Below are 13,097 nucleotides of genomic sequence, written 5' to 3'. Positions count from 1 at the left end.
ATGCGGCGAACGGCAATTCGTCGCGATGTAAAAGATTCTGTACATCGAGTCGTGTTTTCTTTACACTGGGCTCATGCCCTACGAGGAGAAGCGAACCTGGATCCTGGGTGTCGCGGCCGTGGTCTCGTACGTGATCTATGTGATCGTCGTGCTGGCGCGTGCGCGGCACACCGCGGTGGTGGACGTGGCCTATGTCGCGCCGTTGCTGTGGGCGGTCGGCGGGTCCATCGTGGTCTCGATCGTCGCCAGCATCGCCGTGGCCATCGGGTCCCGGGATCGGGACCGCACAGATCAGCGCGACCGTGAAATCGATATGCGCGGAGCAGAGGTCGGTAATGCCTTCGTCGTGCTCGGCGCGGTCGCCGCACTGGTGCTTGCCATGGCGAACGGCGACCGGTTCTGGATCGCCAATGCGATCTACCTCGGCTTCACGCTCTCCGCGGTGGTGGGCGCGGTCACCAAGATCGTCGCCTACCGGCGGGGGACCTGGCCATGGTGAAACCGACCAGGGTCACCAACAACATTCGCGCGCTGCGCTTCTCGCACGGCGAGATGACACAGGCCGAACTGGCGGACCGGCTCGGGGTGACCAGGCAGACCGTCAATGCCATCGAACAGGGCAAGTACTCGCCATCGCTGGAGATGGCGTTCCAGATCGCCCGGGTGTTCCGTGCACCACTGGACGAGATCTTCGAGTATCCGGAAGAAGACCAGCCATGAAGGCTATTGCGCAAGACGCGTACGGCACCGTCGACATGCTGTCCTACATCGACATTCCCACGCCCGACACCGGACAGGACGGCGTGCTCGTCCGCGTGCGCGCCGCGGGCGTGGATCCCGGCGTCTGGCATTTCATGACCGGCGAGCCGCGGATCGCCCGGCTGGTGCTCGGGCTGCGCGCGCCCCGGGAACGGGTCCGCGGCTGGGATGTCGCCGGCGTCGTCGAAGCGGTCGGGCCGCAGGTGACCGAATTCCAACCCGGCGACGAGGTTTTCGGCACCGTCCCCGGCTCCTACGCCGAATTCGCCTGCGCCCCCGCCGCCAAACTCCAGCACAAACCCGTCAATCTGAGCTTCGAACAAGCCGCGGCTCTGCCGATCTCCGGCATGACCGCCCTCACCGGCCTGCGCGACGCGGGCCGCATCGAGGCCGGACAGCGAGTGCTGATCATCGGCGCGGCCGGCGGGGTAGGACACCTCGCGGTCCAGCTCGCCAAGCACTACGGCACCGAGGTCACCGGCGTCTGCTCGGGCGCGTCCATCGCCTTCGTCACCGAACTCGCCGCCGACCACGCCATCGACTACACCACTGAAACCCTCACCGGCCATTACGATCTCATCCTCGACATGGCCGGAAACCGTCCCCTCCCACTACTGCGCTCCCTGCTCACCGCCACCGGCACCCTGGTCCTCGGTGGCGGCGAAGGCGGCGGCCGTTGGTTCGGCGGCCTGGGCCGCTCCCTCCACGCCCAACTCCTCTCCCCCTTCACCCGCCACCGTCTGCGCTCCCTGCTGGCCCTGCCCAAACCCGAAACCCTGAGCACCCTGGCCGAACTCGCCACCGCAGGCGCGCTCACGCCTCGCATCGAGCGAACCTTCGCCCTCCCCGAAGCCGCAGCCGCCATCACCCACCTGGCCGCCGGACACTCCACGGGCAAGTCCGTGATCGTGGTCGGCTGACGCGGAGACGCGCGAACCCTTGATTGTAGATACGGCCGTACGTATATTTTCGTGGTGACGGGTGGATGCGCACCCGAGACTCCATCGATCGAAGGGTGCCGACCATGGACGGTCATCGCATGTTCGAACTCGCCCAGGCCTTGGCTGTGGCGAAGAGCAAGCAGGATCTGCCTGCCGCGTTGCGCCTGCTCCACCCCGAAATGGTGCTGGAGAATCCGGCATTTGGGACCACGGCCCGCGGGTTGGCGGAGAACGAGCAGGCGCTCGCCAGGTTCTTCGCCATGTTCCCCGACTACCAGGTCGAACTCGCGGGCCATGCCGACGACGGTGAGATCCTCGTCTGCTGGGGCACGGCGCGAATGACCTTGACCGGCACCCGATTCGACGTCGAGCCCAACGGTGAACGTGCCGAGCTGCCGGTGTTCATCACCTTCACTTTCGCCGATGACCTCATCGTGGGCGAGCGGTTCTTCTTCGATCTGTCGGCTCTGTGCGCACAATCGGGTGTCTCCACGGATGCGGTGCGCCACAAGCTGTTCGGCGACATCGCACGGCCCACGAGCAGGACTGGAGATCGGCGATGACCATCGATACCCGGGTGAGGTCCGTCGAATCTGTGAAGACCACACCACTTTTCGACATCGTCGTCGATCTGCACCCACGATTGGACTTCGGCGCCGACGGCCCACTCGGGCAGCGTGTCCTGTTCGGGGCCGCCGGCGGCTCGTTCCAGGGGCCACGGCTGCGCGGTGAGGTCGTGTCCGGCGGCGGTGACTGGGCACTGTTCCGTCCCGATGGCACAATGCTGCTCGACGTGCGGTTGACGCTGCGCACCCATGACGATGCTCTGATCCACATGAGCTATGGCGGCCGCTGGGTCATCCCTCCGGATGTACGCACCGAAATGACCGACCACGCCACCCGCCACCATATCGACCCCGCCCGCTACTACTTTCGCACCAACCCTCTCTTCGAAACCGGGTCGCCTCACCACGGCTGGCTCAACGACATCGTCGCCATCGGAACCGGATACCTGATCGATGGGGGCGTCGCCTACCACGTCGAGCAGGTGCTATGACCACCACATCGGCGGAATTCTCTGCGGTGCAGGCATTTCCGCTGACACGGCGGATGGCGGCGGAGGCGCTGGGCACCGGGTTCCTGCTCACCGCGGTCGTCGGCTCGGGCATCCTCGGGCAGCGCTTGGCCCAGGGGAACACGGCCATCGCGCTGCTGGCCAACGCGCTGGCCACCGCGGCGGCGCTGTTCGCGCTGATCGAATGGCTCGCACCGATCTCGGGCGCGCACTTCAACCCGGTGGTCACCGCGGCTCTCGCAGTGCGTGGTGACCTGCCTGTGCGTGCCGCCATCGGGTATGTACCGGCGCAGGTGTGCGGCGCGGTGCTCGGAGTGGCGGTAGCGGATTCGATGTTCGGTGTACCCATCTGGTCATGGTCGGACCATCCCCGACACGGCGCCGGGTCCTGGCTCGGCGAATTCGTGTCAACTTTCGGTCTGGTCGGTGCGGTATGGGTGTGCACACGCACTCGCCCCGCGACCGTGCCCGGGGTCGTCGCGGCATACGTCGGCGGCGCATTCTGGTTTACACCAACCGATTTCGCCAACCCCGCCGTGACCATCGCGCGAACTCTGACCGACACCTTCTCCGGCATCCGCCCGGTCGACGTGCCCGGTTTCATGCTGTCCGAGATTCTCGGCGCCACTGGGGCAGTCTTCTTCTTCGACTGGCTCGTGCCCAGGGTATCCAACACCGAAAAGCAGCCATGACGATGATCGAGCGCGAGGCGTTCCAGTCCGGCATCGATCAGGACGGCCACCACCGTCAACGGCGCGGGACGCAGTCACGCCGACTCGTGACTCGGCACGCTGCCGACATCGCCTCGGTCGACGGCCTCAATCGACTCAGCTTCGGCCGCCGCGCCGACGATCTGGGCATAAGCAAAGCGGGAGTCAAAACTCTGTTCCGCACAAAGGAGAACCTCCAGCTGGCGACGATAGACACAGCACGCGAACTCTTCGTCGACTCGGTCATCCGTCCAGCGATGACAGCACCCGAGGGCACGCTCCGGCTACGCGCGCTCATCGCACACTGGATCACGAATAACATTTAGATGAGGTGAATTGCCTTGCAACAGAGCATGATCCGCACCACACTGATTGCTTCCGCCGCCACCGCTGCCCTCGGGTTGACCACCGGGACCGCCGAGGCCATGACCGCTGATGCGTGCGAAGGATTCGGCGGTCACGTGTATCCCACTACCGTATTCGAACTCCCCGACAGCGCGAAAGCTGTAGCAGGCGAGGCGTACTGCGTGTGCAGGCATGACGGCGATACCGCGATAGACGGGATGCCCGTATGGGGTGACTGGATTTGGGTCGGCAGCGTGACCAGCGGCGCTACTCCCGGGTTCTATCACTGCGCCAGTCCTACGGGGTAGCATCGCCCGCCATGACCAGCGAAGACCAGACCCCTGCTATCTCGGTCGGCAAGCATCTTGGTCCGCCGCCGGGCGAGTTCGCCCCCCTGATCCAAATCGGCCGGCCGCTACCGTGGCCCGACACCCCGTTCGTGGGATGCGTGGTGCGGATCAGGGGCCGCGAGGACATGGTGGCCGCCGGACCCACCGCCGCCGAAGCGGTGACGAACGCGATCCGTACTGTCAACGATGTTCTCGAACACCGACCCGAATGGCTGGGCTGAGGCGTCATGCGATATGGGTTGGCGCAAAGGTGAATTAGTGCTGCGGGGGAGCGGGACGCGACAGGGTGGCCGGGTGGTCGGAGGTCGCGGCGAGTTGAGCGCCGAAGATGTCTTCGCCGAGCCGGCGGGCCGCGGCCAGATCGAGGATGGCGCCGTCGAGGTGGGGATGCGCGTCGGACCAGCGCTGGGCGGTGTCGCGGTCGGTGAAGAAGTTCAGGTCGTTGCAGCAGGAATCGGCGGAGGGGCCCTCGCCGGCTCGGGCGCCGAGGAAGACGACGGTGGTTGCCGGTTGGGCGGTGAGTTCGCCTGCGCGGATGGTTATCTGGATGGGCTCGGAGGTCACCGGGTCCGCCGAGGTGATGACCGCATCGGTGCCGAGCATTGCGGGCATGCCCAGAGCGTCGACCGCGCACATCGCGTAAACCGTTGCGCCGTCGTTGATTCGAACGCGGTGCGGGGTCGGCGACGTCGAGAACGGGTATGCCGAGGCGATAGCGCCGGTGGTATCGAGACGGATAACGTCGGCTGCGTGTAGTCGCGCCAGGACCGATGCGGCGGAGACGTCGAATCGCGCGGCGATGCGGGCCAGCTCCGCTGCGCTCGGTGGTCGGCCCGTGGCGGCGAAACCGCGCAGCACAGCCTGGTGGATCGCCTTTTCGGCGGGATCCGCCGGTTGTGCGGCACTTCGCCACGTCGTGAGTCCGGACGCGGGGCAGTCCGCGGTGTCCGAGGGTGGGCAGCAGTCGCCGGCAGCCCGGGAGTCCTCCGGCGTATCGCTCGGCCCGAGCCGCAGGGCCGCGCGGAGAGCGCCGACCGATGGGGCACCGTCCATGCCGCCGGATTCGGACCGGTACAGGCGGCACGAGACACTCGGGACCTGGCCCGGCACAGCGAACGGGTCGACGCCGTCGACCAGCAGCGTGGGCGAGCCGGCCATGCCCGCGGCGGCCGCTTCGTCGGGATCGTCGATCACACGGTGACTGATCTCGAGGACGATCGGATGGCCCTCCGTCGCCCGCCGGATGCGGTCCTCGAGCACTGCCACGCTCGGGCAGTCCGGGACCTGCAGTATCTCGAGCTTCACGGCCGATCTCCCTTCTCGTGCAAGGTCTCCAGCAATGAGCAGCAGCGGTCCTCGCGCGGGCGCTCGCAGGTCGCCACCAGCTCGGCCAGCGATCGCCGCATGCGTTGCAGGTCGGCGATGCGATCGGCGAGCAGGGTCATCCTCGACTCGGCCAGCTCCCGGGCCGTGTCACAGTCCTCGGGGCCGCCCGCGGCGAGCTGCAGCAGCACCTCGACCTCGTCCAGACTGAACCCGTGATCCTGCGCCCGCTTGACGAATCGGACCGTTGCCACCGCGTCCGCGGGATACGCGCGGTACCCGCCCGCCGAACGCGGCGGCTCCGCCAGCAGACCTCGCCGCTCGTAATACCGCAGGGTCTGCACGTTCACGCCCGCCCGGGCGGCCACCTCGCTGCTGCGCATACCGCCATTCTCAACCCTGTACCCGGGTACAGAGTCAAGGGTGGGCGTGGGCCCTGGCTGCCGGACCGGTGTCGAGCGGGCGGCAGCCGGGGGTGGAGCGAATTCGCTACGCCGGGGCCGGAATCGGGGTTTCGGCGAAGGCGAGGAGGTCGCGGGTGAGGCGTTCCGGGTGGGTCAGGTAGAGGCCGTGGGGGGCATTTTCGTAGATGACGAGCTCGCTGTCCGGGATGAGAGCGGCTTGGCGGCGGCCGCCGAAATCGAGTGAGATCGAGGCGTCGGAGTCGCCGTGGATGATCAATGTCGGGACGGTGATCGTGCGCATCTCGGCGCGGAAGTCCGTTTCGACCACTGCGCGGTTGCATTCGACGGTCGCCCACATCGATGTTCCCGCAATGGATTGCAGGACGCGGTCACGGGCGATCGCGGAGACCTCGCAGCCGGGCAGGCCCGCGCCGATGTAGGGATCGGCATTGTCGGTGAGCCAGCGGTCCTGATGGTGGTGCCAGGAATCGCGCAGGGCATCGGCGGCCGCGCGCGGGGCGCCGTCCGGGTTGTCGTCGGTGGCCAGCAGGAACGGCAGCGCGGCCGCCACCAGCACGATGCGATCCACCCGGGCGCTGCCATGACGGGTCAGATAGCGGACGATCTCGCCGCCGCCCATGGAATGGCCGACCAGCAGAAGATCACGCAGGTCCAGGTGGTCGATCAGGTCGGCGACATCATCGGCGAGGGTGTCGTAGTCGTAGCCGTGCCCCGGATCGTCGGAGCGGCCGTGGCCGCGGCGGTCCAGGGCGATGGTGCGATAGCCGCGCCCGGCCAGATCGGCCATCACACCGCGCGGTTCGGTGCTGTCCATGCCGGCCGCGGCCAGGAACAGCACCGGGCGGCCGGCGCCCCAATCGCGGTAGAACAGCGAGGTGCCGGTGCGGGTTTCGGTGAAAGGCATTGCGGTGTCTCCTCATTCGATGGTCGGAGGGGGTCCGTTCGGAACGAGGAGCACAGTATGTCGGCTTCACTGACATCTAGTGTCAGTGGATTCCGGCAGAATTTCGGGTATGCGCGCCAGCCGTCTCATGTCGATCCTGTTGCTGTTGCAGACACGCGACCGGGTCACAGCCCAGGAGATCGCCGGCCAGTTGGAAGTCTCGATCCGCACCGTGTACCGCGACATGGAATCCCTCTCCGCCGCCGGCATCCCCGTCTACGGCGATCCGGGCCACGACGGCGGCTATCGTCTCCTCGACGGCTTCCGCGCGAAACTCGAGCTCTTGACCACCGACGAGGCCGGATCCCTGTTCTTCGCCGGACTCCCCAGCGCCGCAGCCGATCTCGGCCTCGGTGCCATCGTGACCGCCGCCAACCTCAAGGTCATGTCCGCCCTGCCCCCGGAATTGCGCGACCGGGCGGGCCGCGTCGCCGAACGCTTCCACCTCGACGCCCCCGGCTGGTACAGCGAAGCCGAGCCGACGCCCCACCTCACCACCGTCGCCGACGCCGTCTGGAACGAACACGCCCTGCGCTTCACCTACATCCGCTGGGCCACACCACATCTGGTCACCCGCACCGCCGAACCCCTCGGCCTGGTCCTCAAATCGGGCAACTGGTACCTGGTGGGCCACACCGGCACCGGCCTGCGCACCTACCGCATCTCCCGGATCATGGAACTCGAGGTCCTCCCCGACTCCGTATCCCGCCCACCCGACTTCGACCTCGCCGCCTACTGGGCCATTTACCTGGAATCTTTCGACCAACGCCGCCACCACCATTCGGCCCTGATTCGCCTCACCGCCGAAACCTTCGAACGCCTACCGGAACTCCTCGACCCCGCCACCGCGCAGGCCGCCCGCGACTCGGCCACCGGCCCCACTCCGACCGGCTACCGCGACATCCGCCTCCCCATCGAATCCACCGACCGCGCCATCCCCGACCTGCTCCGCCTCGGTGCCGGTGCGGAAGTCCTGGCTCCCGAATCGCTTCGCGACCGGATCGCCACCGAAACCGCGGCGATGGCCCGCCGCTACGGCCACTGAAGCAGACCGCACACGAGCTATCGGCGCCGATCCGGTTGCGTCGCACGGTGTTCCGTCATGAGGCAGGGCTGTTCTGCTGATAGGACGGCCAGTTCGACAGCGTTCGGTGCAGCGCCTCGACAATGTGCGGCCAGGAATCATCGGTGGAGCGTGAGTGAGCGAAGCCGCCGCCCGACTCGAGGGTCGCGAATCCATGAAAAGTACTGCGCAACAGTCGAGCCGCGTCCAGTCCCTCCGACTCTCCCAACCCATATCCACGCAGCAACGCCATGGTCAACTCCACGCTGCGCAGCAGCGCAGGCTCACCGGCCACCTCGGCGGGATCGATCCGAATCTGCGTGGCCGCATACCGTTCTGGATACTCGAGCACATATGCCCGATACGCGTCCGCGAACGCCACCAGCGCGTCCTTCCCGGAGCGCCCGAGCACAGCCGCCCCGATCCGCTCATTGAGCTCCGCACTGGCCAGCAGCGCCACCCGCACCCGCAGATCGTGCAACCCCCGCACGTGCACATACAAACTCGGGTCCTTCACCCCGACCCGCTTGGCCAGCGCCGACAACGTCAGCTTCTCGAACCCGATCTCATCGACGAGCTCGGCCGCCGCCCCGACAACCCGCTCCGTCGTCAACCCAACCCGCGGAGACATCCACGCTCCTTCCTATGAGTACTAAGAATGAACCTAGTAACCATAGGGGTCGGCTGAGGTAGCCCGGGCGAGCCCGCCGAAGAAAACGTCAGGAGAAGTCGGCCAAGCGGGAGAGCGGGAAGGAGATCGGGAACGGGTCGGAGACCTCGAGGACGTCTGCTTCCTCGAGGATGATCGGATCTCCGTAGACGCCCGCGTTGAGACGCCGAATCTGGATTCGTGGGCGCGGGTCGAAATCGACCAGCCAGTACTGCTCGATTCCGGTGCGGGCGTACTCGATCACCTTGCGGCCGCGGTCTTCTCGCTCGCTGCCCGAACCGCGCGAGACGATCTCTATCGCCAGCTGGACATCACGGCCGGGGACCAGTGAAAGCCCGAGATCGTGAACTGTTCGAGCAGCTGCCATGCTCATCAGCGCGACATCGGGTTTCCGGGCGCCAGAGGGCGTTGAGATGTCCATCGGGGCTTGGACGTAGACATCGACTCCAGAGTCCTCGGCAGCACGTTCCAGGATGCGCGTCAATACCTTTGCGAGGTGGTCGTGGCGGAAGCTCGGCGACAATTCGATCAGCCAGCCATCGACGAGCTCGTGCGCCTTACCTTCATCGGGAAGATCGTGGAGATCCTCCACCGTGTACGGCCCGTAGCCGTATTCGCCCTCGCACGCGACACTCACTGGCTCCTGTCCTTTCATCAGGGAACTCTCGCCAGTCTAGGGCGAATCCCCGGCCGACATGGTCGACCGGGGATTCCTTTCATGAGCCGGAGCGGATGTGTCCTACACGGACTTGTTGAAGGCCTTGGCCTCGCGGCGGCGGCGGTGCAGGATCGGCTCGGTGTAGCCGTTGGGCTGCTTGGTGCCCTCGAGGACCAGTTCCTTCGCGGCCTGGAAGGCGATGGAGGCGTTGAAGTCCGGGGCCATGGGGAAGTACGACGCGTCGCCGGCGTTCTGGCGATCGACGACGGGGGCCATGCGCTCGAGGGAGGCGATGACATCCGCCTCGGTGACGATGCCGTGGCGCAGCCAGTTGGCCATCAGCTGGCTGGAGATGCGCAGGGTGGCGCGGTCCTCCATGAGGCCGATGTCCTTGATGTCGGGCACCTTCGAGCAGCCGACGCCCTGGTCGATCCAGCGCACCACGTAGCCGAGGATGCCCTGCGAGTTGTTGTCCAGCTCCTGCTGGATCTCCTCGGCGGACCAGTCGGTGTTCGGGGCGAGCGGGATCTCGAGGATCTCGTCGACGGTGGCGCGCGGGCCGCCCTTGGCGATCTCGGCCTGCCGCTTGAACACGTCCACCAGGTGGTAGTGGGTGGCGTGCAGCGTGGCGGCGGTGGGCGAGGGCACCCAGGCGGTGTTGGCGCCGGACTTCGGGTGGCCGATCTTCTGGACCAGCATCTCGGCCATCAGATCGGGCATGGCCCACATGCCCTTACCGATCTGCGCCTTGCCCGGCAGGCCGGTGGCCAGACCGGTGTCGACGTTCCAGTCCTCGTAGGACTTGATCCACTGCTGGGCCTTCATCTCGGCCTTGCGGACCATCGGCCCGGCCTCCATGGAGGTGTGGATCTCGTCGCCGGTGCGGTCCAGGAAGCCGGTGTTGATGAAGACCACGCGGTCCTTGGCGGCGAAGATGGACGCCTTCAGGTTCACCGTGGTGCGGCGCTCCTCGTCCATGATGCCCACCTTGAGGGTGTTGACCGGCAGGCCCACGACCTCTTCGACGCGGCCGAACAGCTCGTTGGTGAAGGCCACCTCGTCCGGGCCGTGCATCTTCGGCTTCACGATGTAGATCGAGCCGGTGCGGGTGTTCTTCAGCCGGGTCTCGCCGTTCAGGGCGTGCTTGGCGATCAGGACGGTGATCAGGCCGTCCATGATGCCCTCGGGCACCTCGTCGCCGGCGGCGTCGATGATCGCGTTGGAGGTCATCAGGTGACCCACGTTGCGCACGAACAGCAGCGAACGGCCGTGCAGCACAAGATCACTGCCGTCGAGGGCGGTGTACACGCGGTCCGGGTTCATGGTGCGGGTGAAGGTCTTGCCGACCTTCGACACCTGCTCGGCCAGATCGCCCTTCATCAGGCCCAGCCAGTTGTGGTAGCAGAGGACCTTGTCCTCGGCGTCGACGGCCGCGACCGAGTCCTCGAAGTCCATGATCGTGGTGACCGCGGACTCCAGCACCACGTCCTTGACGCCCGCGGTGTCGGTGGAACCGATCGGGGAGGCCGGGTCGATTTGGATCTCGATGTGCAGGCCGTTGTGCTTCAGCAGCACCGAGGTCGGGTCGGCCGGGTCGCCCAGGTAGCCCACCAGCGCGTCGTTGTCGGCGAGGCCGATCTCGGTGCCGTCCTCGAGGCCGACCACGAGCTCGCCGTCCTCGATCGAGTACTTGGTGGAGCCGACGTGCGAGCCGGTGATCAGCGGCACGGCGTCGTCGAGGAAGTTGCGGGCCCACTCGATGACCTTGTCACCGCGGACCTTGTTGTAGCCCGAACCCTTCTCCGCGCCATTGGCCTCGGAAATGGCGTCGGTGCCGTACAGGGCGTCGTACAGGGAGCCCCAGCGCGCGTTCGCGGCATTGATGGCGAAGCGGGCGTTCATCACCGGCACGACCAGCTGCGGTCCCGCCTGGGTGGCGATTTCGGCGTCCACGTTCTCGGTGCCGATCTGGAAGTCGGCCGGTTCGGGACGGAGATAGCCGATCTCGGTGAGGAACTGCTTGTAGGCAGCCTTGTCGTAGCCTGCGCCCGGGTTCGCGCGGTGCCACTCGTCGATCTTGGCTTGGATGTCGTCGCGTTCCGCCAGCAGTGCGCGGTTGCGGGGAGCGAGGTCATTGATGACGGCCTCGGCACCCGACCAGAACGCGGCGGAATCAACACCGGTGCCGGGAAGGGCCTCGTTCTCCACGAAATCGTGGAGCACCTTGGCAACCTGCAGCCCGCCGACCTGAATCCGCTCTGTCATCTACTGCCTCATTTCGAGAAGCCGGGTGGAAAAAGTACGGGCGTCATATTACTCGCGGTTACCGGGCGGTATTTCACGGCCTCGGGGTTGAGGCCTCGGACGATGAGGGTTGATTGTATCGATCGGTACATTTAATGTACTGGTTGGAACATTTTCCGGCCGCTCGGAGCGGAGGTGCGATTCATGGGAAAACCCTTGTCGGGCAAGGTCTCTGTGGTAACAGGCGGCAGTCGCGGGCTCGGGCGCGAGATGGTGCTCGCGCTCGCGGAGGCCGGATCCGATGTCGTCATCGCCAGCCGCAAGCTCGAGGCATGTGAGGAACTAGCCTCCGACGTGCGCGCGAAGACCGGGCAGCGGGCGCTCCCGGTGGCCTGCAATGTGGGCGACTGGGAGCAGTGCGGGACGCTCGCCGAGGCCGTCTACGGTGCGTTCGGGACGGTCGACGTGCTGGTCAACAATGCCGGGATGTCGCTGCTCTATCCCAGCTTGGATCAGGTTTCCGAGGCCATGTTCGACAAGGTGATCGCCACGAATCTGAAGGGGCCGTTCCGGCTCTCGGTGCTCATCGGCGCGCGCATGGCGGCGGCGGGCGGCGGATCGATCGTGAATATATCTTCGATCGAGGCCGCGCATCCGGAACCGCTGGCGGTGCCCTACGCCGCCGCGAAGGCCGGTCTCGAGGCCCTGACCGTGGGTTTGGCGCGCACCTACGGGCCGTCGGTGCGGGTGAACACGATCCGCTGCGGCCCCTTCGACACCGATATCGCCAAGGCGTGGCCGCCGCAGATGCGCGCCGAACTGGCCCGGCACACCGCACTCGGCCGGATCGGAGCGCCCGCCGACATCACCGGGGCGGTGCTGTTCCTCGCCTCGGACGCCTCCGCCTACTGCACCGGCGCGACCCTGGCCCTGGACGGTGGATTCCGATGACGGCCGCCGTCCCGGCCCGCCGCCGCGGCCGCCCGCCCGCGTCGGCGAGCGGGCCGGGGGAGACCCGGGATCGGATCGTGCGCGCGGCGCTGGAACTGTTCGCGGAGCAGGGTTTCCACGGCACCGGCGTCGCCGAGATCGGGGATCGGGCCGGTGTGCAGCGCGGGGCGCTCTACTACCACATCGGATCCAAGGAGGAGTTGCTGTGGCAGATCCTCGCCGACTACACCCGGCTCATGCTGGCCGAGGCCGAGCAGATCGCAGACGGCCCCGACTATCCGGTCACCAAGCTGCGCAAGCTGATCCACAGTCACGTGCGGCTGATCATCGACAATCGCCGGGCCGTGGCCATCCAGCTGCGCGACGTCACCGCGTTGACCGGGGAACGGGCGCGGGAGCTGCAGCGGCTGCGCGACCGCCTGCAAGCGCTGTGGCAGCAGGTCATCGACGCCGGCCGGGCCGCGGGCGTGCTGCGCACCGACGACCACGTGGTCACCAACAGCGTGCTGGGCATGCTCAATTCGGTGACCTTCTGGTACCGGCCCGACGGGCAGCACACCCCCGACGAGATCGCCGACATTCTCTGCACCACCGTCCTGGACGGACTCATCCAACCGCGTAAGCGCACGAAAGGCTGATC

General features: G+C 66.8%; 17 protein-coding genes. 11 read left to right on the top strand and 6 right to left on the bottom strand.

Translation table 11 applies throughout. The features are described 5' to 3' along the window. Nucleotides 1–73: 73 nt before the first annotated feature. The 8 genes from ACIRRA_RS22685 (at nt 74) to ACIRRA_RS22650 (ending at nt 4,401) form a co-directional block, all read left to right on the top strand. Nucleotides 74–499, top strand: coding sequence for a hypothetical protein (locus tag ACIRRA_RS22685; RefSeq protein WP_402771287.1), 426 nt, complete (start codon nt 74–76; stop codon nt 497–499). Continuing rightward, a complete protein-coding gene (locus tag ACIRRA_RS22680) occupies nt 493–720 on the top strand; it encodes a helix-turn-helix transcriptional regulator (protein ID WP_040857236.1) in 228 nt (75 codons plus the stop codon). The genes ACIRRA_RS22685 and ACIRRA_RS22680 overlap by 7 nt, the downstream gene beginning before the upstream one ends. Beyond that, nucleotides 717–1,679: an NAD(P)-dependent alcohol dehydrogenase gene (locus tag ACIRRA_RS22675; protein ID WP_402771284.1), complete on the top strand. Its 963-nt coding sequence runs from the start codon at nt 717–719 to the stop codon at nt 1,677–1,679. Before ACIRRA_RS22680 ends, ACIRRA_RS22675 begins: the two co-directional genes overlap by 4 nt. A 104-nt stretch (nt 1,680–1,783) precedes the next feature. After that, nucleotides 1,784–2,263 carry an ester cyclase gene (locus ACIRRA_RS22670; protein ID WP_402771282.1) on the top strand — a complete coding sequence of 160 codons (480 nt, stop codon included), beginning with the start codon at nt 1,784–1,786 and terminating at the stop codon, nt 2,261–2,263. Further along, entirely contained in the window at nt 2,260–2,757 is a 498-nt protein-coding gene (locus ACIRRA_RS22665; protein WP_402771279.1) for a DUF3237 domain-containing protein, read from the top strand. The genes ACIRRA_RS22670 and ACIRRA_RS22665 overlap by 4 nt, the downstream gene beginning before the upstream one ends. Continuing rightward, entirely contained in the window at nt 2,754–3,467 is a 714-nt protein-coding gene (locus ACIRRA_RS22660; protein ID WP_402771277.1) for an aquaporin, read from the top strand. The genes ACIRRA_RS22665 and ACIRRA_RS22660 overlap by 4 nt, the downstream gene beginning before the upstream one ends. After that, a complete protein-coding gene (locus tag ACIRRA_RS22655; RefSeq protein ID WP_402771274.1) occupies nt 3,464–3,811 on the top strand; it encodes a hypothetical protein in 348 nt (115 codons plus the stop codon). Before ACIRRA_RS22660 ends, ACIRRA_RS22655 begins: the two co-directional genes overlap by 4 nt. Nucleotides 3,812–4,149: 338 nt before the next feature. Then, nucleotides 4,150–4,401 carry a hypothetical protein gene (locus ACIRRA_RS22650; protein WP_402771271.1) on the top strand — a complete coding sequence of 84 codons (252 nt, stop codon included), beginning with the start codon at nt 4,150–4,152 and terminating at the stop codon, nt 4,399–4,401. A gap of 34 nt (nt 4,402–4,435) precedes the next feature. On the opposite strand, the gene ACIRRA_RS22645 is transcribed toward ACIRRA_RS22650, so the two are convergent. The 3 genes from ACIRRA_RS22645 to ACIRRA_RS22635 all read right to left on the bottom strand — a co-directional run bounded on the left by ACIRRA_RS22645 (nt 4,436) and on the right by ACIRRA_RS22635 (nt 6,832). Beyond that, nucleotides 4,436–5,485, bottom strand: coding sequence for an alkylmercury lyase family protein (locus ACIRRA_RS22645; RefSeq protein ID WP_402771268.1), 1,050 nt, complete (start codon nt 5,483–5,485; stop codon nt 4,436–4,438). Continuing rightward, entirely contained in the window at nt 5,482–5,886 is a 405-nt protein-coding gene (locus ACIRRA_RS22640) for a MerR family transcriptional regulator (protein WP_402771266.1), read from the bottom strand. Before ACIRRA_RS22640 ends, ACIRRA_RS22645 begins: the two co-directional genes overlap by 4 nt. A gap of 106 nt (nt 5,887–5,992) precedes the next feature. Further along, complete coding sequence (locus tag ACIRRA_RS22635; RefSeq protein WP_402771263.1) at nt 5,993–6,832, bottom strand: alpha/beta fold hydrolase; 840 nt, start codon at nt 6,830–6,832, stop codon at nt 5,993–5,995. A 109-nt stretch (nt 6,833–6,941) separates the two neighbouring features. On the opposite strand from ACIRRA_RS22635, the gene ACIRRA_RS22630 reads away from it, so the two are divergent. Beyond that, nucleotides 6,942–7,916, top strand: a complete 975-nt coding sequence (locus ACIRRA_RS22630) for a helix-turn-helix transcriptional regulator (RefSeq protein ID WP_402771260.1) — start codon at nt 6,942–6,944, stop codon at nt 7,914–7,916. Nucleotides 7,917–7,971: 55 nt separating this feature from the next. Here the strand turns inward: ACIRRA_RS22630 and ACIRRA_RS22625 are convergent, their stop codons facing one another. From ACIRRA_RS22625 to ACIRRA_RS22615, 3 genes are all read right to left on the bottom strand, one after another. After that, entirely contained in the window at nt 7,972–8,565 is a 594-nt protein-coding gene (locus ACIRRA_RS22625; RefSeq protein ID WP_402771257.1) for a TetR/AcrR family transcriptional regulator, read from the bottom strand. A gap of 88 nt (nt 8,566–8,653) precedes the next feature. Continuing rightward, nucleotides 8,654–9,241, bottom strand: coding sequence for a Uma2 family endonuclease (locus ACIRRA_RS22620; protein WP_402771254.1), 588 nt, complete (start codon nt 9,239–9,241; stop codon nt 8,654–8,656). A gap of 102 nt (nt 9,242–9,343) precedes the next feature. Beyond that, nucleotides 9,344–11,527 carry a malate synthase G gene (locus ACIRRA_RS22615; protein ID WP_402771251.1) on the bottom strand — a complete coding sequence of 728 codons (2,184 nt, stop codon included), beginning with the start codon at nt 11,525–11,527 and terminating at the stop codon, nt 9,344–9,346. A 183-nt stretch (nt 11,528–11,710) separates the two neighbouring features. Here ACIRRA_RS22615 and ACIRRA_RS22610 point away from each other — a divergent pair, with 183 nt between their 5' ends. Together ACIRRA_RS22610 and ACIRRA_RS22605 are read left to right on the top strand one after the other, a co-directional pair. After that, a complete protein-coding gene (locus ACIRRA_RS22610; RefSeq protein ID WP_402771248.1) occupies nt 11,711–12,457 on the top strand; it encodes an SDR family NAD(P)-dependent oxidoreductase in 747 nt (248 codons plus the stop codon). Then, nucleotides 12,454–13,095 (top strand): TetR/AcrR family transcriptional regulator, encoded by a 642-nt coding sequence (locus ACIRRA_RS22605; protein WP_402771246.1) that lies wholly within the window; start codon nt 12,454–12,456, stop codon nt 13,093–13,095. Before ACIRRA_RS22610 ends, ACIRRA_RS22605 begins: the two co-directional genes overlap by 4 nt. The last annotated feature ends 2 nt before the right edge of the window (nt 13,096–13,097 follow it).

This window comes from Nocardia sp. NPDC101769 (genome assembly GCF_044766925.1).
In the GTDB taxonomy this organism is placed as follows: Bacteria; Actinomycetota; Actinomycetes; order Mycobacteriales; family Mycobacteriaceae; genus Nocardia.
The sequence above is the reverse complement of the archived record's forward strand: the minus strand, read 5'-3'. Positions and strand labels throughout refer to the sequence as shown.

Bases quoted from the DNA above. Each gene is read 5' to 3' on its own strand.
- ACIRRA_RS22685 (WP_402771287.1), top strand. From the start codon at position 74: ATGCCCTACGAGGAGAAGCGAACCTGGATCCTGGGTGTCGCGGCCGTG.
- ACIRRA_RS22680 (WP_040857236.1), top strand. From the start codon at position 493: ATGGTGAAACCGACCAGGGTCACCAACAACATTCGCGCGCTGCGCTTC.
- ACIRRA_RS22675 (WP_402771284.1), top strand. From the start codon at position 717: ATGAAGGCTATTGCGCAAGACGCGTACGGCACCGTCGACATGCTGTCC.
- ACIRRA_RS22670 (WP_402771282.1), top strand. From the start codon at position 1,784: ATGGACGGTCATCGCATGTTCGAACTCGCCCAGGCCTTGGCTGTGGCG.
- ACIRRA_RS22665 (WP_402771279.1), top strand. From the start codon at position 2,260: ATGACCATCGATACCCGGGTGAGGTCCGTCGAATCTGTGAAGACCACA.
- ACIRRA_RS22660 (WP_402771277.1), top strand. From the start codon at position 2,754: ATGACCACCACATCGGCGGAATTCTCTGCGGTGCAGGCATTTCCGCTG.
- ACIRRA_RS22655 (WP_402771274.1), top strand. From the start codon at position 3,464: ATGACGATGATCGAGCGCGAGGCGTTCCAGTCCGGCATCGATCAGGAC.
- ACIRRA_RS22650 (WP_402771271.1), top strand. From the start codon at position 4,150: ATGACCAGCGAAGACCAGACCCCTGCTATCTCGGTCGGCAAGCATCTT.
- ACIRRA_RS22640 (WP_402771266.1), bottom strand. From the start codon at position 5,886: ATGCGCAGCAGCGAGGTGGCCGCCCGGGCGGGCGTGAACGTGCAGACC.
- ACIRRA_RS22635 (WP_402771263.1), bottom strand. From the start codon at position 6,832: ATGCCTTTCACCGAAACCCGCACCGGCACCTCGCTGTTCTACCGCGAT.
- ACIRRA_RS22630 (WP_402771260.1), top strand. From the start codon at position 6,942: ATGCGCGCCAGCCGTCTCATGTCGATCCTGTTGCTGTTGCAGACACGC.
- ACIRRA_RS22625 (WP_402771257.1), bottom strand. From the start codon at position 8,565: ATGTCTCCGCGGGTTGGGTTGACGACGGAGCGGGTTGTCGGGGCGGCG.
- ACIRRA_RS22615 (WP_402771251.1), bottom strand. From the start codon at position 11,527: ATGACAGAGCGGATTCAGGTCGGCGGGCTGCAGGTTGCCAAGGTGCTC.
- ACIRRA_RS22610 (WP_402771248.1), top strand. From the start codon at position 11,711: ATGGGAAAACCCTTGTCGGGCAAGGTCTCTGTGGTAACAGGCGGCAGT.
- ACIRRA_RS22605 (WP_402771246.1), top strand. From the start codon at position 12,454: ATGACGGCCGCCGTCCCGGCCCGCCGCCGCGGCCGCCCGCCCGCGTCG.